Annotated in this window: 24 protein-coding genes; 1 reads left to right on the top strand and 23 read right to left on the bottom strand. The window is 68.4% G+C overall.

Annotated elements, in window-relative coordinates; all coding sequences use genetic code 11:
* Positions 1 to 56: 56 nt before the first annotated feature.
* From ACNI14_RS11780 to ACNI14_RS11705, 16 genes are all read right to left on the bottom strand, one after another.
* Positions 57 to 914 (bottom strand): MurR/RpiR family transcriptional regulator, encoded by an 858-nt coding sequence (locus ACNI14_RS11780; RefSeq protein WP_420520238.1) that lies wholly within the window; start codon positions 912 to 914, stop codon positions 57 to 59.
* Entirely contained in the window at positions 892 to 1,734 is an 843-nt protein-coding gene (gene phnE, locus ACNI14_RS11775; protein WP_420520237.1) for a phosphonate ABC transporter, permease protein PhnE, read from the bottom strand. Before phnE (ACNI14_RS11775) ends, ACNI14_RS11780 begins: the two co-directional genes overlap by 23 nt.
* On the bottom strand, positions 1,731 to 2,558 hold the full coding sequence (gene phnE, locus ACNI14_RS11770; RefSeq protein WP_420520236.1) for a phosphonate ABC transporter, permease protein PhnE: 828 nt from the start codon (positions 2,556 to 2,558) through the stop codon (positions 1,731 to 1,733). The genes phnE (ACNI14_RS11775) and phnE (ACNI14_RS11770) overlap by 4 nt, the downstream gene beginning before the upstream one ends.
* Positions 2,555 to 3,391 (bottom strand): phosphonate ABC transporter ATP-binding protein, encoded by an 837-nt coding sequence (gene phnC / locus ACNI14_RS11765; RefSeq protein ID WP_420520235.1) that lies wholly within the window; start codon positions 3,389 to 3,391, stop codon positions 2,555 to 2,557. Before phnC ends, phnE (ACNI14_RS11770) begins: the two co-directional genes overlap by 4 nt.
* A gap of 11 nt (positions 3,392 to 3,402) precedes the next feature.
* Positions 3,403 to 4,434, bottom strand: a complete 1,032-nt coding sequence (locus tag ACNI14_RS11760; RefSeq protein ID WP_420520234.1) for a phosphate/phosphite/phosphonate ABC transporter substrate-binding protein — start codon at positions 4,432 to 4,434, stop codon at positions 3,403 to 3,405.
* A gap of 23 nt (positions 4,435 to 4,457) precedes the next feature.
* Positions 4,458 to 5,144 (bottom strand): HAD family hydrolase, encoded by a 687-nt coding sequence (locus ACNI14_RS11755; protein WP_420520233.1) that lies wholly within the window; start codon positions 5,142 to 5,144, stop codon positions 4,458 to 4,460.
* Between the two features lie 136 nt (positions 5,145 to 5,280).
* A complete protein-coding gene (gene recO / locus ACNI14_RS11750; protein WP_420520232.1) occupies positions 5,281 to 6,027 on the bottom strand; it encodes a DNA repair protein RecO in 747 nt (248 codons plus the stop codon).
* 45 nt (positions 6,028 to 6,072) lie between these two features.
* On the bottom strand, positions 6,073 to 6,558 hold the full coding sequence (locus ACNI14_RS11745; RefSeq protein ID WP_420520231.1) for a GNAT family N-acetyltransferase: 486 nt from the start codon (positions 6,556 to 6,558) through the stop codon (positions 6,073 to 6,075).
* A gap of 7 nt (positions 6,559 to 6,565) precedes the next feature.
* The gene (gene leuA, locus ACNI14_RS11740) at positions 6,566 to 8,308 is read right to left on the bottom strand and encodes a 2-isopropylmalate synthase (protein WP_420520230.1); all 1,743 of its coding nucleotides are present in this window, start codon (positions 8,306 to 8,308) and stop codon (positions 6,566 to 6,568) included.
* 225 nt (positions 8,309 to 8,533) lie between these two features.
* The gene (locus tag ACNI14_RS11735; RefSeq protein ID WP_420520229.1) at positions 8,534 to 9,430 is read right to left on the bottom strand and encodes an NAD(P)-dependent oxidoreductase; all 897 of its coding nucleotides are present in this window, start codon (positions 9,428 to 9,430) and stop codon (positions 8,534 to 8,536) included.
* Entirely contained in the window at positions 9,430 to 10,056 is a 627-nt protein-coding gene (locus tag ACNI14_RS11730) for a DAK2 domain-containing protein (RefSeq protein WP_420520228.1), read from the bottom strand. The genes ACNI14_RS11735 and ACNI14_RS11730 overlap by 1 nt, the downstream gene beginning before the upstream one ends.
* 2 nt (positions 10,057 to 10,058) lie before the next feature.
* Entirely contained in the window at positions 10,059 to 11,060 is a 1,002-nt protein-coding gene (locus ACNI14_RS11725) for a dihydroxyacetone kinase subunit DhaK (protein ID WP_420520227.1), read from the bottom strand.
* Complete coding sequence (locus ACNI14_RS11720; protein WP_420520226.1) at positions 11,057 to 12,124, bottom strand: ABC transporter permease; 1,068 nt, start codon at positions 12,122 to 12,124, stop codon at positions 11,057 to 11,059. Before ACNI14_RS11720 ends, ACNI14_RS11725 begins: the two co-directional genes overlap by 4 nt.
* A gap of 38 nt (positions 12,125 to 12,162) precedes the next feature.
* Positions 12,163 to 13,209 (bottom strand): ABC transporter permease, encoded by a 1,047-nt coding sequence (locus tag ACNI14_RS11715; protein ID WP_420520225.1) that lies wholly within the window; start codon positions 13,207 to 13,209, stop codon positions 12,163 to 12,165.
* Entirely contained in the window at positions 13,206 to 14,723 is a 1,518-nt protein-coding gene (locus ACNI14_RS11710; protein ID WP_420520224.1) for a sugar ABC transporter ATP-binding protein, read from the bottom strand. Before ACNI14_RS11710 ends, ACNI14_RS11715 begins: the two co-directional genes overlap by 4 nt.
* An 80-nt stretch (positions 14,724 to 14,803) precedes the next feature.
* Positions 14,804 to 15,865 carry a substrate-binding domain-containing protein gene (locus ACNI14_RS11705; protein ID WP_420520223.1) on the bottom strand — a complete coding sequence of 354 codons (1,062 nt, stop codon included), beginning with the start codon at positions 15,863 to 15,865 and terminating at the stop codon, positions 14,804 to 14,806.
* Positions 15,866 to 16,050: 185 nt separating this feature from the next.
* On the opposite strand from ACNI14_RS11705, the gene ACNI14_RS11700 reads away from it, so the two are divergent.
* The gene (locus tag ACNI14_RS11700) at positions 16,051 to 16,842 is read left to right on the top strand and encodes a DeoR/GlpR family DNA-binding transcription regulator (protein ID WP_420520222.1); all 792 of its coding nucleotides are present in this window, start codon (positions 16,051 to 16,053) and stop codon (positions 16,840 to 16,842) included.
* 69 nt (positions 16,843 to 16,911) lie between these two features.
* Here ACNI14_RS11700 and era read toward each other — a convergent pair whose 3' ends face one another.
* From era to hrcA, 7 genes are read right to left on the bottom strand one after another with little or no spacing between them, the layout of a single operon-like run.
* Entirely contained in the window at positions 16,912 to 17,841 is a 930-nt protein-coding gene (gene era, locus ACNI14_RS11695; RefSeq protein ID WP_420520221.1) for a GTPase Era, read from the bottom strand.
* Positions 17,834 to 18,286 carry an rRNA maturation RNase YbeY gene (gene ybeY / locus ACNI14_RS11690; RefSeq protein ID WP_420520220.1) on the bottom strand — a complete coding sequence of 151 codons (453 nt, stop codon included), beginning with the start codon at positions 18,284 to 18,286 and terminating at the stop codon, positions 17,834 to 17,836. Before ybeY ends, era begins: the two co-directional genes overlap by 8 nt.
* Complete coding sequence (locus ACNI14_RS11685; RefSeq protein ID WP_420520219.1) at positions 18,283 to 19,326, bottom strand: PhoH family protein; 1,044 nt, start codon at positions 19,324 to 19,326, stop codon at positions 18,283 to 18,285. Before ACNI14_RS11685 ends, ybeY begins: the two co-directional genes overlap by 4 nt.
* A 14-nt stretch (positions 19,327 to 19,340) precedes the next feature.
* Positions 19,341 to 19,682, bottom strand: coding sequence for an HIT domain-containing protein (locus ACNI14_RS11680; protein WP_420520218.1), 342 nt, complete (start codon positions 19,680 to 19,682; stop codon positions 19,341 to 19,343).
* A 4-nt stretch (positions 19,683 to 19,686) separates the two neighbouring features.
* Complete coding sequence (locus ACNI14_RS11675) at positions 19,687 to 20,478, bottom strand: 16S rRNA (uracil(1498)-N(3))-methyltransferase (protein ID WP_420520217.1); 792 nt, start codon at positions 20,476 to 20,478, stop codon at positions 19,687 to 19,689.
* 7 nt (positions 20,479 to 20,485) lie between these two features.
* On the bottom strand, positions 20,486 to 21,622 hold the full coding sequence (gene dnaJ, locus ACNI14_RS11670) for a molecular chaperone DnaJ (protein ID WP_420520216.1): 1,137 nt from the start codon (positions 21,620 to 21,622) through the stop codon (positions 20,486 to 20,488).
* On the bottom strand, positions 21,619 to 22,635 hold the full coding sequence (hrcA, locus tag ACNI14_RS11665; RefSeq protein ID WP_420520215.1) for a heat-inducible transcriptional repressor HrcA: 1,017 nt from the start codon (positions 22,633 to 22,635) through the stop codon (positions 21,619 to 21,621). The genes dnaJ and hrcA overlap by 4 nt, the downstream gene beginning before the upstream one ends.
* Between the last annotated feature and the right edge of the window lie 26 nt (positions 22,636 to 22,661).

The raw sequence follows: 22,661 nt of genomic DNA, 5'->3' as shown, positions 1-22,661 counted from the left end.
GACCGTCGGCGACGGGTGAGCACGAGGCTGGTCGCTTGGGGCGGACACGAGGCGCGTCAGTCGCCGAGCCGCTTGGACACCTCGGACAGCGCGGACGCCCGCGCCGCTCGCGAGCGCGGCCCGCGTCGCGCCTCGAGCGCCTCCACGAGCGCCTCGATCACAAGCGCCATCGCGGCTCGCGACGTCTGGACGAGCTCCTCCTGGAACGACTCGGCCGGCGGCGGCACTGCGAGGGAGACCGTCGCCCGCTCCACGAGCGCGGATCGCGCGAAACCGGTGATAGCGAGCACGTCCGCTCCCCCGGTGCGCGCGGCATCGGCGACGTCGAGCGTCGCGCGGTTCACCCCGGATCCGGAGATCGCGAGGAGCACCTCGCCGCTGCGAAGCTGGCGCGCCGCGATCGACTGAGCAAGCGCATCGGGAAGATACTCCGCGGGACGGCCGGCTGTCGTCAGGCGCAGAGCGGCGTCGTAGCCGAGCGGTGCCGACAGTCCGTTCGCCGAGATCACCACGCGGCCGGCCTCGTCGAGCGCCGCCACGAACGCGTCCACCCCGTCTTCGGTCAAGGCTGCCGCGGTGTGTGGGATCGCACGCACGAACCGCTCGATCGCCGCCGAAACGATTCCGAGCGCGCCCGCTTCGTCCGCTGCAGCCGGGCCGTCGAACACCCGTTCCCGCGCGAGCGCGACCCGCAGCTGCGGGTAGCCCTCGTAGCCGAGGGACTGCGCGGTGCGCACCACGGAGGCCCGCCCCACACCGACCACGTCGGCGAGCTCCTGAGCAGTCACATCCACCGCGCGCGCGACGTCTCCGACGATCGCCTCGGCCACACGCCGTTCGCTCGGCTGGAGCGCCGGCAGGAGTGCCGCGATGCGTGCCGACGGGGGCGCATCAGGAGATCCGTTCCAGGCCACGAGCCCTCGCCCCTTCCATGATCCTGCGGCGGACAGCCCCCGAGACCGCGTCGATCGCCATTGTCACGGCGATCACGACGATGATGAGGACGCCCACGGTATCCCACTCGCGATGCTGGGTGTAGGTGGTCAGCATGTCGCCGATTCCACCCACGCCGATGAGACCGAGGATGGCAGAGGTGCGCACGTTGATCTCGAACCGATACAGCGCCAGCGACGTCAGCTCCGGCCGCGCGACGGTCCACAGCCCCCACCGGATCACCTCGACCATCGATCCTCCTGCGGCGCGCACAGCCTCGGCGGTGCCCGCGGGAACCGCCTCGATCGTCTCGTAGGTCCACTTGGCGTGAGTGCCGATCCCGCCGATCGCCAGCGCGAGAGCGCCGGTGAACGGGGTGAGCCCTGTCACGGTGAGGATGACGATCGCGATGATCACCTCAGGCACCGCGCGGATCAGGGCGAACAGCCATCGCAGCGGCAGGCGCAGCCAGATCGGCCCCACCCCTTGAGCGGCGGGGATCCCCAGCACCGTGGACAGCACGACGCCCAGCAGCGCGCCGACCCATGCCATGGACACCGAGCGCCACGTCTGGAACAGCGCCTCGGGGATCATCGCCCAGTTCGGGTCGGAGAACATCAGCGCGCCGTAGTGCGCAAGATCGCCGGGCAGCTGGGCGACCTTGTCCCACTCGAGTCCCAGGCCCCAGAAGGACACGATCACGACCGCCGTCACGGCCCAGCCGAGGAGGCGCAGAGCGATCCGCGACGAACGTCGTGGCAGCGCCGCGCGGGGCGGGGCCTTCGCAGCGAGCGCGGTCACCGCAGCCTCTTTCGCAGCACGTTCGAGACCACCTCGATGACGAGCACCACCACGAGGATCTCGAGGATGATGGTGGCCAGGGCGTCGTATCGGTAGAAGCCGCGCATCTCGTCGATCAGGCGCCCGATTCCTCCCGCGCCGACGATGCCCAAGATCGCGGAGATGCGCACGTTCAGCTCGAGCGAGTACAGGACCTGGGAGACGATCGCCGGCCAGGACTGCGCCAGCGCCGTCAGACGATTGATCTGGGTCTGGCTGCCCCCGGCGGCTCGCCCGGCCTCCATGTAGGCGGCGTCCGACGAGTCGATCGCCTCCGACACCAGCTTGACGACCACGCCGATGTCGAAGAGCACAAGCGTGATGATCCCCGGCAGGGTGCCGACGCCGACCATCGCCACGAGCACCGTGGCGTACACGAGGTCGGGCACCGCACGCACCGTGTTGAGCACGAGCCGCACCGCGCGCCTGAGTGGCGCGTTCGGGTTGGTGGGGCGTGCCGCCCACATCGACAGTGGGACCGCGAAACCGGCCGCGATGGCCGCGCCGACGACGGCCATCTGCAGGGTCTCGAGCAGCGGCTGCCAGGTGCGCGGCCGGATGGACCAGTCCGGGGTGAGCATCTGGCCGATCCGGTCCGCCCCGTTGGTCCAGTTGCTGGCGATCGCGCCCAGGTCCACCTCGATCCCGCCGACGGCGGGGGTGGTCGCGGCGATGGTCACGGCCCCGAGGGCCGCGACCACGCCAAGGGTGCGCGGCCAGCTGCGCGGCCGCTCCGGAACGGTGGGGGCGGCCGATGCGGTCGCGGCGGCGGTGTCCACGCTCACGTTCGCGCTCCGCCGAGTCGGTCCCGCGGCTGCACCGGGCGGCCGTAGATGGCCTCGAAGTCCTGGTCGGTGGCCGTGGCCGCCGAGCCGTCGTAGACCACTTCCCCGGCACGCAGGCCGATTATCCGCGTCGTGTACTGGCGCGCCAGGTCCATCAGGTGGAGGTTCACCAGCACCGTGAGTCCGCGCTCGTCGTTGATCCGGGCCAGGTCTCCCATCACCGCATGCGCGGTGGGCGGGTCGAGGCTCGCCACGGGCTCGTCGGCGAGCATCACGGAGGGCTCCTGGCTGAGCGCTCTGGCGATGGCGACGCGCTGCTTCTGACCGCCGGACAGCATGCCCGCGCGGTGCCACGCCCGTTCGAGCATGCCCACCGAGTCGAGCGACGCGGCGATCACCTCGCGGTCGCGGGTGCTCGCGTGCCCGACGAGGGTGCGCCACGCCGGGTTGTGGGACAGCCGGCCGACCATGACGTTGTGGAACACCGTGGTGCGCTCCGCGAGGTTGAACCCCTGGAAGATCATCCCGATGTCGCCGCGGGCGTGCCTGAGACTGCGGCCGCGCAGGGAGGACATCGTGTGGGGGCCCACCCGGACGATGCCGGACGTAGGCGGCACGAGCGCGTTGAGCGTCCGGATCAGCGTGGACTTGCCCGAACCCGACAGCCCCACCACCGAGACCATCTCGCCCGCCTTGATCGACAGGCTCACGTCCCTCAGTGCCACGACGCCGTTGGGGTAGCGGACGGTGACGCGCTCGAGTTCGATGGGCCACGCCCCGGAGGCCGAGGGCGGGGTGCCCTCGGCCTCGGGACGAGCGATGACGTCGCTCATGTGACCGGCTGCTACTCGCCGCTGAACCGGGCGTTGACCTCACGCGCGAGGTCGATGGCCGCGGGGTCCGCGGGCACCCAGTCCGTCTGGCTGAACAGCGCCTCGAGGGTCTCGGGGTCGACCTCCGAGTAGTCGTCCATGAGGTTCGTGATCTCGGTGCGCAGGTCCTCCGGCAGCTCGTCGGACAGCACCACGCCGCCGTTGGGGTACATCTCGGACAGACCGAACACGACGACCTTCTCGCCGAGGTCCGGCACCTCGGACTCGTCGATGGCGCTGCGGGCGTCCCAGTACGCGAAGCCCACCTCGGCGTCGCCGTTGTAGACGGCCATGATCAGCGTGTCGTTGCCCGTGACGGGCACCTGCTCGACGTCATCGATGCTCAGTCCGAGCTCCTCGAGTGCGAGCACCGGCAGCTGATAGCCGGCGGGCGAGGTGGTGTTGCCGAACGCGACCGTCGTGCCGGGCTCGATCTTGCTCAGCGCGTCGAAGCCGACCGGCCCCACCCCGGAGTTGTCGTCGCCGCTCGCGACGCCGTTGCAGTACAGGAAGGTCTGCCCAGTCGCGGGGTAGGTTGCCTCCACCGGCTCGTCGTCGCAGTACTTGTCGGGGTTGTTCGTGAAGGCCTGGGCCGCGTACTGCGAGGCACCGAACCGCACGTCCTGCAGTACCGCGTGCGCGCCGTAGAGGTCCTCGGCGGCGGCCAGCGAGCCCGCATCCGCGATCGCGATGTGAGCCTGGCCCGAGCCGATCGCCTCGACCGCGGCCTGGTAGTCCTTGGTGACCACGCCCTCGACCGTCAGCCCCAGCTCCTCGGACAGGTAGTCGGTGAGCGGAGCGACCGAGGTGACGAGGTCGGTGACGTTCTCGTTGGGGATCAGCGCGAGGGTGATCTCCGAGGGCCACTCGACGTCCTCCGAGACGGCGGCGTCGGACGTCGTGCCGGCCGTGGTCTCCTCGATGGGGTCGGCGTCGGACGAGCAGCCCGCCAAGGTGGCGAGCGCGGCGACCGCGAGTGCGGACGCGAAATGGCTGTTGCGCATGTGGATACCTTTCGTGGGTGTGGTCACGTGCCCGCGGGCGCGTGTGGGATGGGTGCCGGGGCGGACACCCACATCTCGATGTCGGCGTACAGGTCCTCCAGCCGTGAGGCCGCGAAGGTCGCGCGGTGACCCTCGTGGGCCGCCGTCGCGCCGACGAGCGCCGTGTCGGCGCCGAGCGCTCGTGCCGGCGCTAGATCGAACTCGTCGATGTCGCCAACGGACAGCACGGGTCCGCGCTCGAGTGCGGCCGCGACCTGCGCGGCGAGCCCCTCGGGCTTGCCTGCGGAGCACACGCGCCGCGTGAACGCGTTGGCCACGCCCAGCTGCGACAACGCCTCGGGCACCTGGGTTGGGGGTGCATTGGTCACGAGCACCAGCGCCGCGCGGGCGCCCAGCCGGCCCAAGAACTCCGCAAGGCCGGGCGCCCCGTTCACTGGCGCATCGGCCGTGGCGAGCAGATCGCGGCTGCGACGGTAGGCGGCGGACAGCGTGGGCTCGTCGACCCCCGCGTCGCGTGCCGCGGATGCGACGGCGTCGTAGCCGTCGCGGAAGGACCGTGGATCCGCGGCCAGTCTCTCGCGGCTGCGGGAGATCGCGGCGTCCAGACCAGGGGCATCGGCGAGCGCGATCACGCCGCGCGCATAGGCGTCGACCGGCCCGTCGCCGAGCGCGATGGTCCCGTCGAAATCGAAGATCACAGTGCGGGGCACGCAGGTCCTTCCGGTCGCACCGTCGTGGTTCACCGGGTATCGGTGGACGGTGCGTCCAGACTATGGACCGCTTATGGACGAAAAGTTCACGAAAGGGTGAACGTCCGGTGAAAACTTGACAGAGCTCCGCGCGACGTCACCCTGCGCCCGCCTCGGAGCGGTCCACGTGCCCGAGCGAGCGCACCTTTCGCTCGAGATGGAACTGGGTGTAGGCCGCGATCAGCCCGGCGGCGTCGCGTCGCGGCCGGTCATCAGAGGCATCCGCGGAACGCCAGTCACCGCTCAGCAGCGCCTCGAGCAGCGAGAACGTCTCGGGTGCGGGGGCGGCCGCGCCCGGCGGTCGGCATGCCTCGCACACCGCTCCTCCGCCCGCCACCACGAACGCCCGGTGCGGTCCCTCGCGGCCGCAGCTCGCGCACAGGTCGAAGCTGGGCTCGTATCCCGCGAGCGCGAGGGAGCGCAGCAGAAAGCTGTCGAGCACCATGCCCGGATCGTGCTCGCGCCGACTGAGCGCGCCGAGCGCCCCGTGGAGCAGCCGGTACTGGTCCCAGGCGGGCTCCTTCTCGAGGTCCACCAGCTTGTCCGTCGTCTCGACCATCGCGGTCGCGGCGGTGTACATCCCGTAGTCCTCCGCGATGCGGCGCGCGTACGGCTCCTTGGTCTCCACCTGGCTGACGATGTCGAGGTTGCGCCCCTCGTAGAGCTGCACGTCCACGAGCATGAACGGCTCGACCCTGGAGCCGAGCCGCGAGGACGTGCGGCGCACTCCCTTCGCGACCGCGCGCACCTTGCCGTGGCGTTTGGTCAGCAGCGTGATGATGCGGTCGGCCTCGCCCAGCTTGTGGGTGCGGAGCACGATGGCGTCGTCACGGTAGAGGGGCACTCCCCCATTGTCCCTCGCGCGCGGTCGTGCCGACGTGAGCGCTCGTCAGGGCGCGTCGCCAATCACGCGGCCCAGCGACGTCGAGCGGTCCTCGCTCCACCCCAGGGACTCGTAGAACGCGCGCACCTGACCGTTGGTCTCGCGCACCTGCAGGTTGACCTTGACGCAGCCCAGCTCGCGCAGTTCGGCCAGCGCGCGCTCGACGAGCGCGCTTGCCACGCCGCGGCGCCGATGCTGGTCAGACACCGCGAGGTGGTACAGCCATCCGCGCACACCGTCGTAGCCGGCCATCAGCGCGCCGATCACGTCGCTGCCCCCAACCCCGCTGCCTGGTGGGTCGGACGCCGACCCCGCCCCTGCATCGGGCCCAGGAGCGCACGCGACCCAGAACAGATCGGGATCGCGTGCGACCTTGCGCGCGATCATGCCGTGAGGCTCGTTGCGCGCAGGGTCGTCCGGGAACGCGTGCGCCCACAGCGCGGCGACGGCATCGGCGTCGGCCACGTCGAAGCGCCGGACAGAGAAGGACACCGGAGTGCTACCGCTGCGCGCGGTTGACCGCCGAGATGATCGCCTCGAGAGTCGCGGTCGTGATGGACGGATCCACGCCCACTCCCCACAGGATGTCGTCGCCGATCTGGCACTCGACATAAGCGGCGGCCTGGGCGTCTCCGCCGCCGGTCATGGCGTGCTCGTGATAATCGAGCACCTCCACCTTGACGCCCCGGGTGCCGAGTGCCGCGACGAAGGCGTCGACGGGACCGTTGCCGGAGCCCTCGATGGTCACGGCCTCGTCTGCGTCCCGGATGTCCGCCGAGATCGTGTCCGCGCCCTCGTCCGACGAGGTGGTACGGGTGCCGTGCAGCACGAACCGACCCCAGCGACGGCCCTCCTCGTCGACGGGCAGGTACTCGTCCTGGAAGATGCGCCAGATGTCGTCGGCGGTCTGCTCGGCGCCGGTAGAGTCGGCCGCCACCTGCACTACGCGCGAGAAGTCGATCTGCAGCCGGCGCGGGAGGTCGAGGTTGCGCTCCGTCTTCAGCAGGTACGCGACGCCTCCCTTGCCGGACTGGGAGTTGACGCGGATGACAGCCTCGTAGGACTGGCCCACGTCGCGCGGGTCGATCGGCAGGTACGGCACGGCCCACGGGATGTCGTCGACCCCCACGCCCTGGGCCGCGGCCTTCACGTCCATCGCCTCGAGGCCCTTCTTGATCGCGTCCTGGTGCGAGCCGGAGAAGGCGGTGAACACCAGGTCGCCGCCCCACGGGTGACGCGGGTGCACGTCGATCTGGTTGCAGTACTCGACGGTCCGTCGCACCGCGTCGATGTCCGAGAAGTCGATCTGGGGGTCGATTCCCTGGCTGAACAGGTTCATGCCCAGCGTGACGAGGTCGACGTTGCCGGTGCGCTCGCCGTTGCCGAACAGGCAGCCCTCGATGCGGTCCGCGCCGGCCATGTAGCCCAGCTCGGCCGCGGCGATCGCGGTGCCGCGGTCGTTGTGCGGGTGCAGGCTCAGCACCACGGAGTCGCGGTAGTCGAGGTGGCGGTTCATCCACTCGATCGAGTCCGCGTAGACGTTGGGAGTGGCCATCTCGACGGTCGCGGGCAGGTTGATGATGACCTGGCGCTCGGGGGTGGGCTTCCACACATCCAGGACGGCGTTGCACACCTTGACCGCGTACTCGAGTTCGGTGCCCGTGTAGGACTCGGGGCTGTACTCGTAGAAGACCTGGGTGTCCGGGATGGTCTCCTCGAACTTCTGGCACAGCATCGCGCCGTGGGTCGCGATGTCGAGGATCTGGTCCTCGTCGGCACGGAACACGACCTCGCGCTGCACGATCGACGTCGAGTTGTACAGGTGGACGATGGCGCTGCGCGCGCCCTCGAGCGACTGATAGGTCCGCTCGATGAGGTGCTCGCGCGCCTGCGTCAGCACCTGGATGGTGACGTCGTCCGGGATCTTCTCGCCCTCGATCAGCGCGCGCACGAAGTCGAAGTCGGTCTGGCTCGCCGACGGGAAGCCGACCTCGATCTCCTTGTATCCCATGCGCACCAGCAGATCGAACATGCGCATCTTGCGCTCGATGTTCATGGGCTCGATGAGCGCTTGGTTGCCGTCGCGCAGATCCACGGCGCACCACCGGGGCGCCTTCTCGATACGGCGGTCGGGCCACGTGCGGTCGGGCAGGTCGACGGTGATCTGCTCGTGGAACGGGCGGTACTTCTGAATGGGCATCGCTGACGGGCGCTGGGCTCCGCCGGTGTAGTGGTCGCTCATGAGGGGTGTCCTTCGTCGGGATCTGTGGCTTAAGTGTCAGCCGGCGCGACAGCCTCCGCGACGAGGAGCCGGCCTGGTGTCAGGCCTCGTCGCGGCGACGAAGAAGAAGCGAGCGTGCACGCATGCGTTCACCATAGCGGCTGTGCGCGTGTCCTCGCCAACATGGGTCGAGACGGGCATGTGCGGCGTGGGCGCCCAGCCCACGCCGCACACGGCCCACCCGGATCACCGTGCGAGGTTCACCCCTGCATCGGCTGCGATCACCTTGATGAGTGCCGATGCGTTGAGGTCGCCCCAGCCCTCACCGACAGCGCGCTCCAGCAGGTCCTGCGCGGTGTCCGCGACCGGGACCGCCAGCCCCAGTTCGGCCCCGACCTCCTGGAGCAGCTTCGCGTCCTTGAGCGCCAGCTTGGCGGCGAAGTCCGGCGCGTAGTCGTCCTTCGCCACCGCGTCGCCCACTCCGTCGAAGATGGGCGATCGGAAGTCCGTCACCTTGAGGACGCCGAGCACTGCGTCCACGGGCAGGCCAGCCTTGTTGGCCATCGACAGGGCGGTGCCGAGGGCCGTGAGCTGCGCGAGGACAAGGTAGTTGCCGACGAGCTTCATGCGCACCCCGGATCCCGAGGGGCCCATGTAGTGCACGCTCTCCGCCACGACGCTGAGCGGCTCGCGCACACGGGCGAAGTCCGCCTCATCCCCTCCTGCGACGACCCACAGCCCACCGGCATTCGCCTCGCCGCGCGACCCGAACACCGGGGCATCGACCAGGCGCACTCCACGGGCTTCGTAGGCTTCCCGCTCCTCCACGTGCGCCGAGAAGCTGATGGTCGACAGGTCGACCACGATGGCGTCGTCGCTGACGTGGGCAGCCACTCCTTGTGCCCCCTGCACCACGTCGCGCACGGCAGGGTCGTCCGCCAGGCAGTACATCACCAGGTCCGCTCCGGACACCGCCTCGGCGATGGTGGACGCCACCGACACGTCCACCCCCAGATCCTTGGAGTCCACGGGCGTCCGGTTCCACACGGTCACGGAGTAACCAGCTGCGACGAGGTTGGCGACCATGCCGCGCCCCATCGTGCCCAGTCCCAAGTAGGCGATCTGCGGCTTCGATGCGGCCATCAGGAGTCGCCCTTGTTTCCGTCGCGCCAAGCTTCGAGGAACCGCTGGTAGCCCACGGCCCCGGGGTCCAGCAAGCCGATGCTGCGCTCCTGGAGCCACGATGCGCGGCCCTTGCGCGACTGCAGCGCCTTCGAGCTCTGCACGCCCTCCGTTGCCGCACCGATCGCCGAGTGAAGGGCTTCGGCGTGGTCCGGCTCTGCGATGAAGGCCTCTGCCGCCGGCACCATCGCATCGAGAATCGTCTTGTCCCCCACCTGGGACTTGCCGCGCTGGCCGATGCTCTCTGCGGCAGCCCGCATGAACTCGCCGACCTGCTCGTGCTCGATCTCTCCCTCCTTGGGCAGCACCCGCGAACCAGCGAGCAGCGCACCGGCCACGAGCGCGGCCATCGTCGAGGGATTCGCGTTGGCGAACGCCTTCGCGCAGGCGCGCACGATCGTCACGGCATCTGCATCGTCGGGCAACGCCTCGACCGCGTCATCCACGGCCTGCGCGCCGAGTGACACCGTGATGCCAAGATCGCCATCACCGAGGGCCTGATCGAGATCGGTCAGCTCATCCGCGCTCTGCGAGAAGACTCGGACGCAGTTCTGGATGGACTGCCGGAGTTCCTGGTTGCTGACCATTGCTACGCCTCCTTGAAGAATGGCGACTCGGCGGGGGCGTTGAGGAGCCCCAGCCGATCGTCGTTGAGCTTGAGCAGCGAGATCGACGCCCCGGCCATCTCCAGGCTGGTGGCGTACTCGCCTACATAGTTCTTGTCGATCGTGATGCCGACCTCGTTCAGGTGAGTGTGGACTCGGCGATACATGACGTACAGCTCTTCGAGAGGGGTCGCGCCCATGCCGTTGACGAGCACGGCGACTCGGCTGCCCGACTCGAGGTCGAGGTCCGCGATCAGACGGGGCAGGATGTCGTCGACGATGTCATCTGCGGAAGCGAGAGGCCCGCGAGCGAACCCCGGCTCTCCGTGGATGCCGATCCCGACCTCCATCTCTCCGTCCTCGAGCTCGAAGCTCGGCTTGCCCGTGGTCGGAAGAATCGTCGGAGACAGGCCGATGCCCATGGTCGCGGTGTTCTCCACCACGTCCTGGGCGGCAGCGGCGACCTCGTCCAGGCTCCCCCCGGCCTCGGCGACTGCACCTGCGGCCTTGTAGGCGAAGAAGATCCCCGCGACTCCGCGACGGCCCTCGGCGTTCTCGCGGGGCTGGCTCGCCACATCGTCGCGGCCCAGCACGGTCTTGGTCTCGATGTCCTCGAGCTCGGCGAGGTCGACTGCGAGGTCGAAGTTGAAGACGTCTCCCCCGTAGTTGCCGTAGAGCAGGAGCACCCCCCTGCCACCGTCGACGGCCTTGGCCGCCTCGAGGCACTGCGCGGATGACGGCGACGAGAACACGTTGCCGATGGCCACGCCGTCGCAGAGGCCGCGACCGACATAGCCCTTGAAGAGCGGAAGGTGTCCGCTGCCACCGCCCGTGATGATGCCCACCTTTCCCTGCACCGGTGCATCGGCACGCACGAGGACGCGAGGGTCCTCGCCGGGGTTCTTCACGAGGTCCGGATGAGCGAGGACGATCCCCTCGACCATCTCGTCCACAAAAGCCGTCGGCGAATTGATGATCTTCTTCATGATGCCTTTCCTTTCACACTGAGTTGAGAACGCTGAGTTGAACGGCTCTTCTTCCAACGACTTCGATAATCACGCCATTTGTCCGAATCGACGATCATGACCGCAATGAGAATCACACCTTGGGCAATGGCGTACGCATACGGGGACATTCGCAGCGCGGTGAAGCCGCTGGATACGATCTGCAACGTGAGCGTCGCAAGCACGACGCCGAGCACCGAGGCGAAACCGCCCATGGGGTTGGTGCCTCCCAGAACGGCAATCACGATCACGAGCAGCACGTACGACGACCCGAAGTCAGCCGATGCCGTGGGGTTGCGGGCAAGAATGAAAACGCCGGCCAGGCCACCGAGCAATCCAGTGAGGAGATATGTCGAGCCGAGCACCTGCCCACTCCTGATGCCGGTGTATCGGGCGGCCACGGGATTGGCCCCCTGCAGCTGGACCTTCAACCCGATGGGAGTGCGATTGATGATCAGGCCGATGACCACGGCGATCACAATGAACACCACGAAGAGCATCGGCACCCCTGCGATCGCGGACCGGCCGAACTCCCCGAGTCCGGCGGGCTGTCCCGCGAGGGTCGTCCCCCCGGTCCACACGATGGCGAGGCCGTTGTAGATCTGCATCGTGGCGAGCGTGGCGAGGATGGGCGTGATGCCGATCTTCGCCACCAGGAAGCCGTTGAACAATCCCCCGAGCATGCCCACCGCGACTCCGGCCAGCACGAAGAGCGGAGTCAGCGACGCCGCCAGCTCTGGGTTCTGCTCGCCCACGTTGATGTACAGCGTCGCGATCGTGATCGCCGACAGGTTCGCGATCGAGACGACCGACAGGTCGATGCCTCCGGTCAGCATGGCAAGCATGATCGCGAGACTGAGCAAGCCGATCTCCGGCGCCGTCATCATGATGTTCTGCAGGTTGATCGGGTTCAGGAACACCTGGGGCTCGAGCACCGCGAAGAACGTGAAGAAGACGAGCACCAGGACCAGCATGCGTCCGGATCCGCGCGACCTCTGGATGCGGCCCACCATGTCGGTGGCATGAGCATGCACGCCGGCGTTCACGCGCCCCAAGGCGCTCTCTGGCTTGAGCTTCACAGCACTCATGCGTGTGTCACCTCTTCCTCCTGGACGATTGCGGCAGGCTTGCGCTTCCTGCTGCGCGCGGACGAGACCTGGATCGCCACGCCGATCACGAGCAGCACTCCGACGACCGCGCGCTGCCATGCACTCGGGACGCCCACCAGGATCAGCGAGTTGTTGATGACTTGAATGAGCAGGACGCCGAGGAATGTCCCCAGCACCGAGCCCCGACCGCCAAAGATCGAGGCGCCGCCCAAGACGACGGCCGCGATGATGTCGAGCTCGGTGCCCACGAGGTCCTGCGGACTCGCGGAACGTCCCATGGCGACGTACATCAGCCCTCCGATGGCCGCCAGCATTCCGACCAGGGTGTACATCCACACCTGCGTGCGAACCACCTTGACTCCGGCGCGGCGGGCCGCCTCGGAGTCGCCTCCGATCGCGTAGATGCTGCGGCCGAACATCGTCGACCGAAGCATCCATGCCACGGCGACGCACAGCGCCAGGGCCGGCACCACCAGCACGTGAAGGTAGGCCTGACCCGACGCCGTCTCGGTGTCGATGATGTTGGCCGTGGACAACGAGGCGAACGACTCGGGGAGGTCCGCGATGAAGCGGGTCCCGACGAACGTCAGCAGTGCTCCTCTGAAGATTCCCTGCGTGCCCAGAGTCACGATGAGCGTGGGCAATCGGAAGGTGGCGATCAGGAACCCATTGATCGCCCCGAGCCCGGCGCCGATCACCAGCGCCCCCACGAGCATCACGGCGAGTCCGGGATCCATCCCGCTCGTCAGGGACAGATGCACGACGCCGTAGGCCGCGAACGTCGCGATCGCAGGAAAGGAGACGTCGATTCCGCCAGAGATGATGACGATCAGCACCCCCAGCGCGAGCACCAGTGGCACGATCGCGCTGCGGAGGATGGCGAACAGAATTGGAAGAGAGAAGAAGTCGGGGTTGATCGCGGACATGGCGATCACGAGCGCGACCAGGACCAGCGCGAGGACCCCTTCGTTGTTCGCCCCGCGAAGCCGGGAGAGACTCTGCGCCGTCAGTAGCTGGCTCATGCCGAGACCTTCTCTCGAATGTTGAGATCGTTGACGTCGTCTCCGGTGAGCTCGTGGGCGATCCGCCCGCGGTGCACGACCAGGACGCGGTGACAGCTGGACACCAGTTCGGGTGCGTCGTCCGAGATCACGATGACCCCCATGCCGGCTGCCGCCTGCTCACGCAGGAGCGTCAGGATCTCGGCCTTGGATCCGATGTCGACGCCCACCGTGGGGCCATTGAGGATGAGGATCTTCGGCTCGTTCGCGACCCACTTGGCCAGCACCACACGCTGGGCGTTGCCGCCCGACAGTGACCTGACGGGAGCCGCAGACGTGGGCGCCTTGATCCTGAGGCGAGCGAAGAGGGCGTCGATGGCCTTCTTGGCCGCCGAGGAGCCGATGGTCCCGCCGCGCGTCCGGTACTTGTCGACGGATGCCGCGATCATGTTGTCGGCGATCGACTTCTCGAGGAACAGGCCCTGGGTCAGGCGGTCCTCGGGCACGTAGGCGACTCCCGCCGCGATGGCGTCTTGAACGGAGTTGATCGACACCTCGGACCCGTCGACCGCGATGGTGCCCGAGTCGTGGGGCATCACTCCGAACAGCGCTTCCGCGATCTCCGTACGACCCGACCCGAGCAGACCGGTGATCCCAAGGATCTCCCCATGTCCCACCGTGAAGGAGATGTCTTTGAAGTAGCCGCGCCTGGACAGGCCCTCGACTGCGAGCCGGTCTCCTGCCCCACCGTCGAATGCCGAGATCTCGCGCTCGCTGAGCACCTCGTGGCCCGTCATGTCGCGGGCGATACGTCTGCCGTCGTATTCCGAGGCGGGTCCGCTCGAGACGACGCTGCCGGAGCGCATGATCGTCACCCGGTCGGACACCTTGAGCATCTCCTCGACCTTGTGCGAGACGAACATCAGGGCCACGCCCTGCGCCTTGAGCCGGTCGACGATCGCGAAGAGCCGCGTCACCTCGGTGTGAGTGAGCGCGGTGGTCGGCTCGTCCATGACGATCACCTTGGCGTCATGCACGAGCGCACGACAGATGGCCGTCAGCTGCTTGTCCGCAACCGAGAGCGCCTCGACCTCGTCATTCAGGTCCAGGTCCAACCCCAGCTCCTCGATGACTGCACGCGCCTGGGGCAGCTCCTTGCGAAGCGAGAAGCGTCGCCGTCCGTCCGCGACCGCGGAGGTGAAGAGGATGTTCTCACCCACCGTGAGGTTGGGAAACAGCGAGAAGTCCTGGTAGATCACCTGCACGCCGGCCTTGATCGCCACGTCCGGCCGTACACCGCTGTACGACGTGCCGCCGATCGCGATGGTGCCCGCGTCGGGACGCTCTGCACCGGAGATCACCTTGATCAGCGTGGACTTTCCGCTGCCGTTCTCCCCTGCGAGGCAATGCACCTCTCCGGACCTCAGCTCGAGCGAGACATCGATGAGCGCCTTCACGCCGCCGAACGTCTTGGCGACCCCCGCGACGCTCAGCACAGTGCCGTCGTCAGCGTCGCGACCAACTTCGTTGTTCATGTCGAGAACCATTCTTGGGTGAGACTTCTTTCCGGGCCCCAGTCGGGGCCCGGAAAGAAGTGTGGAACGTGGGTGACGACTTAGAAGTCGTACTCGGAGGCCTTGGCCGCGTCCGCGGCGACGGCTGCATCGCCCACATACACGTTCTCGGTGCCCTCGAGCAGGCGCAGCGACTCGTAGCCCTCGATGCCGAGGTCGGTGCCCTCCTCGATGGTTCCGCCCTGAGCAAGGGTCATCGCAATCTCGAGCTGGGCCTCGCCTGCGAGAGCGGGGTCCCAGAAGAAGATCTTGTCAATCGAGCCGGTCTCGAGGTACTTCTGCGACTGCGAGGGAATCGACGTCCCCATGACGCACACCTCGTCCTCGAGTCCTGCCTCTTCGATGGCCCGCGCGATTCCGGGAACGTCGTTTCCGGCTGAGCCCTGGAAGCCCTTGATGTTCGGGTACTTGGCAAGGATCTCGCGTGCTCGGTCGTAGGCAACCGCCTCGTTGTCCGTGCTCTCGATCGGCTCCTCAACGCGAGTCATGCCCGCGAAGGACTCCGTCTGGAGGTCGTGAGCGGCGCCCACCCACTCCATGTGGGTCTTGGCAGTGAGCCCACCGACGAACTGGACGTACTCGCCTTCCTCAGCCATGCACTGAGCGAGGTTGGTCATGATGTCCTCGCCATACGACGCATTGTCGAAGGCTTCGATGTTGATGTCGACGTTCTCGATGCCGCTGGCCTCGTGGGAGACGACGATGATGCCCTGGTCCTGAGCCTGCTTGAGGACGGACGACAGCGATGCCGGGTCATTGGGAACCACCGTGATGGCGGTGGGCTGCTGTGCGATCAGGTCCTGGACGATGGCGATCTGCTTCTCAGCGCTGTTGTCGTCTCCACCTTCCTGGCGGGCGTCCACGCCCGTGCGCTCCGCAAAGCTGTCGACACCCTGCGACATCCGGTCGAACCACCCGATGCCCTGCACCTTCACGACGGTCACCATGGTCATGTCCTCAGCAGCGAGTCCGCCCGCAGCGCCGCTCGTGGTCGGCTCCGAAGCCTCGGCCGCGCCGTCCTCTGAGTCTCCGACCGTGCTGCAACCGGCGAGCACCAGCGAGAGCCCCGCTGCCGCAAACGCGGCTTGTACCTTGCGATTCATGGGTTCTACTCCTTCGTAGTTTGCCGACCATCACCCTGAGAGGGTCTCGCCCTGGACGTTCTTCGTCTCGAGCACGGCCGACCCTACGCACGCTTACGCGACCATGTCAAGCGCTATCGCGCACAGTCTGCGCGATATCGCGCACTCGGCTATGATCTGGAGGTACTGAGTGCGCGGAATCGTGCATGCTAATCTTCGTTTCGGAAACCGACCAAGGAGGGCCCGTGACACGTCATTTGGACGTCGCTGAATCTGTCCGGACCCACGGATTCCAGTCGGTGAACACTCTCGCCGCCATGTTTGGCGTGGACATATCCACGATTAGGCGCGATTTGGAGCGCCTGGAGACCATGGGGCTGATCGAGCGAACCCATGGCGGTGCCATTCCCGTCACTCACCCGGAAACCCCCACTCAAGTGCGCGCATCGCTCCATCGCGAGGAGAAGATCGCCATTGGCAAGGCGATGGCTGAGCGGGTTCTAGACGGCCAGACCATCATTCTGGCTGCGGGAACCACCACCCTTGAGGTGGCCAGGCACCTCAACCAGGAGGGCGTGACCGTCGTCACCAATGACCTGCGAATTGGCATGGAAGTGGCCGACCGCCAGAAGATGCACCTCGTCTTCATTGGCGGGGATCTCCTGCCCAATGACTACCGAATGTGGGGCCCGACGGCAGTTCAGCAACTGTCCAACCTGAGGGTCGATGTCGCGATCTTCGGGGCCGACACCGTTTCGGAGGAGGGCATCTTCAGCGTCTCCAGCTACGGCATCGAACTCAACCGCGTCATGATGTCGATTGCGCGCGAGGCATTCTTCGTGGCGGACAGCAGCAAGTTCGGCAGGGAGGCCCTGTTCAAGGTGTTCGGGTTCGAGGAGTTCACAGCGGGGATCACGGACAGCCTGCTCGATCCCCTCCGGGCGTCGAGGTTCCCGGTGCCCGTCATCCAGGTGTCACCGGAACCGACTCGTCGATAGCGACGCGCCAGCCCCGCTCTCGCCCCCGCCGCCCGGATCATCGCCGGGAGCCGTAGAAGCGACCGCGCGTCAGAATCCCATGCGGCCCAGCTGCTTGGGGTCGCGCTGCCATTCCTTCGCGACCTTCACGTGCAGGTCGAGGTACACGCGCCGGCCGAGGAGTCGCTCGATGCCCGCGCGGGCCGTCGCCCCCACGTCGCGCAGGCGTTCGCCGCGGTGGCCGATGATGATGCCCTTCTGGGAGTCGCGCTCCACGAACAGCTGGGCGCGGATCTCGAGCACGTCTCGCGAGGCCTCCGGAGAATCGGGCTCGAGCATCTCCTCGATCATCACGGCGATCGAGTGCGGCAGCTCGTCATGGACGCCCTCGAGGGCGGCCTCGCGGATCAGCTCCGCGACACGCACGTCCTCGGGCTCGTCGGTGATCTCACCGTCGATATAGAGCGGAGGGCCCTTGGGCAGGTACTTGATGAGCAGGTTCGCGAGCACGTCCACCTGGATGTCCTCGACCGAGCTCACCGGGATCACCTCGGCCCAGTCGGCGAGTTCGGACACCGCCATGAGGTGCTCGGCCACCCGGTGCTTGGGCACGGCGTCGACCTTGGTGACGATCGCGATCACGGGAGCGCGGGCCTCGCCCAGCTCGCGAGCGATCCACTTGTCGCCGGGGCCGATCTTCTCGTCGGCCGGAAGGCAGAATCCGATCACGTCGACCTCGTTGAAGGTCTCACGGACCACGTCGTTGAGTCGCTCGCCCAGCAGCGTGCGGGGGCGGTGCAGCCCGGGAGTGTCCACCAGGATCAGTTGAGCATCCTCGCGCGTCAGCACCCCGCGGATCGCACGCCGGGTGGTCTGCGGGCGCGAGGACATGATCGCGACCTTCTCCCCCACGAGGGCGTTCGTGAGGGTCGACTTGCCCACGTTCGGTCGCCCCACGAAGCAGGCGAAGCCGCTGCGATGCTCGGGAGGGACGGCGCCGCCGCCGGCCGCGTCAGCCACGGGCGGCCAGGAACGTCAGCAGGAGGCGACGCTGAAGGGCGAACATCTCCTTCTCCTCGTCGGGTTCGGCATGGTCGTAGCCCAGCAGGTGCAGAATGCCGTGGGTGGTCAACAGGAGCATCTCCTCTTCGGGGGTGTGGCCGGCCGTGGCGGCCTGGCGCGCGGCCACTGCGGGGCACACGACGATGTCGCCGAGCAGTCCCGGGGGCGTAGGGGCGTCGGCCGTGCCTGGACGCAACTCGTCCATGGGGAAGCTGAGCACGTCCGTGGGGCCAGGCTCGTCCATCCACTGCACGTGAAGCTGTTCCATCGCCGGCTCGTCGACGAACAGGATCGCGAGCTCCGCGCCGTCAGCGACGTGCATCTCGGCCAGCACGTACCCGGCGAGCTCCGCGAACTCGACCTCATCGACGTTCACGTCGGTCTCGTTGTTGACCTCGATCACGCGGAGTCTCCCTGGTGGCCGAAGCGGCGATGCTGGCCGCCGCCACGCGGGGCGGTGCGCTCGTCCAGCTTGGCGTAGGCCGTGATGATGTCGCTCACCAGGCGGTGGCGCACCACGTCGTCGGCGTCGAGCTCGCAGAACGCGATGTCGTCGATCCCCGCGAGGATCTCCCGCGACGCGCGCAGGCCCGACTGGGTGCCGCCCGGCAGGTCCACCTGCGTGACGTCTCCCGTCACCACCATGGTCGAGCCGAAACCGAGCCGCGTGAGGAACATCTTCATCTGCTCGCGGGTGGTGTTCTGCGCCTCGTCGAGGATCACGAACGCGTCGTTGAGCGTGCGCCCGCGCATGTACGCCAGCGGGGCCACCTCGATCGACCCCGCCTCCATGAGACGCGGGATCGACTCGGGGTCCACCATGTCGTGCAGTGCGTCGTACAACGGACGCAGGTAGGGGTCGATCTTCTCGTTGAGACCGCCCGGCAGGAAGCCCAGCCGCTCCCCTGCCTCGACGGCGGGGCGGGTGAGGACGATCCGGTTGACCTTCTTCGACTGCAGCGCCGCGACCGCCTGCGCCATCGCGAGGTACGTCTTGCCGGTGCCAGCGGGGCCGATCCCGAACGTCACGGTGTGGGTCTCGATCGCGCGCACGTACTCGGCCTGACCGTGGGTCTTGGGCCGGATGGTGCGGCCCCTGCTCGACAGGATCGACCGCGACAGCACCTCGACGGGACGGCTCACGACGGCCGCGCCGGCGTCGCCGGCCCCGGCCGCGGCGGCAGCCACTCCGCGGGCCGCGCTCAGCATGCGCACGGATTCGCGGGCGACCTCGGGCGTCAGCGGCACCCCAGCGGCCCTCACGGAGCGCAGCTCCTCGATGGCCGTGGCGGCCGCAGCGATCTGAGCGTCGTCTCCCGTGAGGGTGATCTCATTGCCTCGCACGTGAACATCAACGGTGTCGAATCCGCGCTCGATCTCCTTCATCACTGCGTCGCCGCTGCCCATGAGCGCGGTCATCTCAGCGGAGTCGTCAATGATCATCACGCGACTCGGGCTCACGCGGGATTCCACTCGAGCTCGCCGCCGCCGATGACGTGGCCGTGCACGTGGAACACGCTCTGACCTGCCCGCGAGCCCGTGTTGAAGATCCATCGGTACTGGCCGCCGCACTCCGCGTCCGCGACCTGCTGCGCGACCTGCGCCATCTCCGCGAGGTCCTCGGGTATCTCGCGCGCCGCTGCGGCGACATCCTTGACATGGGCGCGTGGCACCACGAGCACGTGCACCGGGGCCTTGGGAGCGATATCGCGGAAGGCCACCACGCGCTCGGTCTCCAGCACCATGTCGCCGGGGATGTCACCGACGATGATCTTGCAGAACAGGCAGTCGTCACTCATATGGCTAGCGTATGCCCCCGTCGGCAGGGTCGTCAGCCGCGCCGGTGGTGGACCAGTGCCCGCGCGCCACCGCGAGCGCCGCCATCGCCGCCGGACCGGCGGTGGATGCGCGCAGCACGTGCGGTCCGAGCACCACCACTTCGGCGCCCGAGTCGGCGAGCGCCGCGAGCTCGTCGTCCGAGATGCCGCCCTCGGGGCCCACGACGAGCCACACCGCACCCGGCGACTCGTCCCACGTCAGCGTCGCAAGGCCCCTGGTCGCGGACTCGTGCAGCACCAGCACCCGGTCCCCGTCCGCCACCGCCTCTCGCACGCGGCGCACGAGCTCCGCCGTCGTCACCAAGGGATCGACGGCGGGGAGCAGGGCGCGGCGGGACTGCTTGGTCGCAGCGGCTGCGAGAGACTGCCACTTGGCGCGCGCCTTGTCCGCCTTCGGCCCTCGCCACTGGACGATGCTGCGGGAGGCCGCCCACGGCACGATCCGGGTCGCGCCCAGCTCGACCGAGGATTCGACGGCCTGCTCGTCCCGGCCGCCCTTGGCGAGCGCCTGGACCAGCACCACGGCGGGATCGTCGTCGCGCGACACCCGCTCCACCCGCACCAGCATCCTGTCGGGGCCGGCCTCCACGATCTCACCGGTCGCGCGCTGGCCGGCGCCGTCGACCACCTCGATGGCCTCGCCGACCGCACGGCGCTGCACCGTCACCGCATGCCGAGCCTCGTCGCCGGTGACGGCGATGACGCCGCCCGGGCGCGCATCGGCCGCACCGTCGCTCAGGAAGACCGGTGCGCTCACGGGCGCGTCAGCGCACCTTGAACGCGTCACGCAGCCTCGAGAACACCCCGCCGCCGATGGGCGCGAGCGTCGCCTCCGGCAGCTCCTCGCCGCGCATCACGGCGAGTTGGCGCATCAGTTCGCGCTGCTCGTCGTCCAGTTCGGACGGAGTCTGGATGTCGAGGTGAACGAACAGGTCTCCCCTGCTGCCACGCTGGAGGCGTCCCACGCCGAGTCCCCGCAACCGCACCGTGGAGCCCGCATGGGTGCCGGGGCGCACGTCGATCTGCTGCTCCCCGTCGAAGGTGTCCACACCCATGGTCGCGCCCAGGGCGGCCGCGGTCATCGGCACCTCGACCGTGCAGTGCAGGTCGTCGCCGCGCCGCTCGAACGTTGGGTGCTGCTGCTCACGGATCTCGATGTACAGATCGCCCTTGCTGCCGCCGCCCACGCCCGCGTCTCCGCGGTTGGGCAGGCGGATGCGAGTGCCCGTCTCCACGCCGGCAGGGATGTCGACAGAGATCGTGTGGCGCGAGTGGGTGCGGCCCTGGCCCGAGCAGTCGGCGCACGGCTGGCGGATGATCGTGCCGTAGCCACCGCAGCCGGGGCACGGCGAGGTGGTCATCACGGGCCCCAGCAGGGACCGCGCGGTGCGCTGGATCATGCCCGCGCCGTTGCACTGCCGGCAGGTCTCGGGCGACGTCCCCGGTGCGCAGCAGGTGCCTCGGCACGTCTCGCAGGTGTCCGCGAGATCCACCTGGATCTCGCGCTTCGCGCCGAACACCGCCTCCTCGAGCGATATGGACGTCTGCACCAGGGTGTCGCCGCCGCGCTGGGTCCGCGACGCGGGCCCGCGCTGCTGCGCGCCGCCGAACGGGCTGCCGGAGCCGCCGAAGAACTGCTCGAAGATGTCCTCGAAGCCGTAGCCCTGGGCACCCCCCTGGCCGCCAGAGGCTGCGCGTGGGTCGACGCCGCGGTCGTACTGGGCGCGCTTGTCGGCGTTGCCGAGCACCTCGTACGCCGCGGCCACGTTCTTGAAGTGGTCGCCCCCGTCGGGTCCCGCGACGTCCGGGTGATGCTCGCGCGCGAGCTTGCGGTAAGCCTTCTTGATGTCTGCCTCGGAGGCGTCTCGTGAGACGCCCAGGGTGGCGTAGTAGTCCTTCACTCGTTCTCCACGACTCTCGATAGGTAGCGGGCGACGGCGCGAACAGCGACCATCGTCCCCGGATAATCCATGCGGGTGGGGCCCAGCGCGCCCAGCAGGGACGTCGCGTCCCCGCCCGGTCCGTACCCCGCCGCGACGATCGACGTCCGCGCCAGCGCCTCGTTCTTGGTCTCGGCGCCGATGCGCACGGCGATGTCCCGACCGTCTGCAGCCATCTCGTGCAACAGCCGGAGCAGCACTACTTGTTCCTCAAGGGCATCGAGAACCGAGCCGATGGCGTCGGATTCGAAGTCGGCGCCCGCGCGGGCCAGGTTCGCCGCGCCCGCGAAGACCACTCGCTCGACGGTGCCGCCGCGCGCCGCCGTCACCACCGCATCGGCCACGTCGCGCGCCCATCCGACCTGATCAGGCCGGTCGACCCAGGCGTCGAGCGAGCGCTGCAGCGCCGCCGGGGTGTGCCCCACGGACGCCTCGTTGAGCTCGCGCGCGACGCGCTCGAACTCCTCGTCGGATCTCTCGCCTCCCAGCGACACTGCGGACTGCTCGACCCGCGCATCGGCCGACACCACGACGACGAGGGCGCGCTCGGTGCCGATCCGCACGAGCTCCACCCGACGGACCGCGGATTCGCGCAGGCTCGGGTACTGCACCACGGCGACCTGGCGTGTGAGCTGGCTGAGCAGCCGAACCGAACGCTCGACCACGTCGTTGAGGTCGACGGCATCGGAAAGAAAGGTCTGGATCGCGCGCTTGTGGGGATCCTGCAGCGCCGATGCGGCGAGGTGGTCGACGAACGAGCGGTAGCCGGCATCGGTGGGGATGCGCCCTGCGCTCGTGTGGGGCTGCGCGATGAGCCCCTCCTCCTCGAGGGCCGCCATGTCGTTGCGGATCGTCGCGGGCGACACGCCCAGCACATGCGACTCTGCCAGCGCCTTCGACCCCACGGGCACCGAGGTCGAGACATAGTCCTCCACGATGGCGTGAAGGATCGCTCGCCTGCGTTCCTCGCTCACGCGACACCTCCCGTGTGGACTCGACG

It is taken from the genome of Demequina pilifera (assembly GCF_048814985.1).
In the GTDB taxonomy this organism is placed as follows: domain Bacteria; phylum Actinomycetota; class Actinomycetes; order Actinomycetales; family Demequinaceae; genus Demequina.
This window is presented reverse-complemented; position numbering and strand designations above follow the sequence as displayed.

Bases quoted from the DNA above. Each gene is read 5' to 3' on its own strand.
- phnC (WP_420520235.1), bottom strand. From the start codon at position 3,391: ATGAGCGACGTCATCGCTCGTCCCGAGGCCGAGGGCACCCCGCCCTCG.
- ACNI14_RS11760 (WP_420520234.1), bottom strand. From the start codon at position 4,434: ATGCGCAACAGCCATTTCGCGTCCGCACTCGCGGTCGCCGCGCTCGCC.
- leuA (WP_420520230.1), bottom strand. From the start codon at position 8,308: ATGAGCGACCACTACACCGGCGGAGCCCAGCGCCCGTCAGCGATGCCC.
- ACNI14_RS11735 (WP_420520229.1), bottom strand. From the start codon at position 9,430: ATGGCCGCATCGAAGCCGCAGATCGCCTACTTGGGACTGGGCACGATG.
- ACNI14_RS11730 (WP_420520228.1), bottom strand. From the start codon at position 10,056: ATGGTCAGCAACCAGGAACTCCGGCAGTCCATCCAGAACTGCGTCCGA.
- ACNI14_RS11725 (WP_420520227.1), bottom strand. From the start codon at position 11,060: ATGAAGAAGATCATCAATTCGCCGACGGCTTTTGTGGACGAGATGGTC.
- ACNI14_RS11715 (WP_420520225.1), bottom strand. From the start codon at position 13,209: ATGAGCCAGCTACTGACGGCGCAGAGTCTCTCCCGGCTTCGCGGGGCG.
- ACNI14_RS11710 (WP_420520224.1), bottom strand. From the start codon at position 14,723: ATGAACAACGAAGTTGGTCGCGACGCTGACGACGGCACTGTGCTGAGC.
- ACNI14_RS11705 (WP_420520223.1), bottom strand. From the start codon at position 15,865: ATGAATCGCAAGGTACAAGCCGCGTTTGCGGCAGCGGGGCTCTCGCTG.
- ACNI14_RS11700 (WP_420520222.1), top strand. From the start codon at position 16,051: ATGCTAATCTTCGTTTCGGAAACCGACCAAGGAGGGCCCGTGACACGT.
- ACNI14_RS11685 (WP_420520219.1), bottom strand. From the start codon at position 19,326: ATGATCATTGACGACTCCGCTGAGATGACCGCGCTCATGGGCAGCGGC.
- ACNI14_RS11680 (WP_420520218.1), bottom strand. From the start codon at position 19,682: ATGAGTGACGACTGCCTGTTCTGCAAGATCATCGTCGGTGACATCCCC.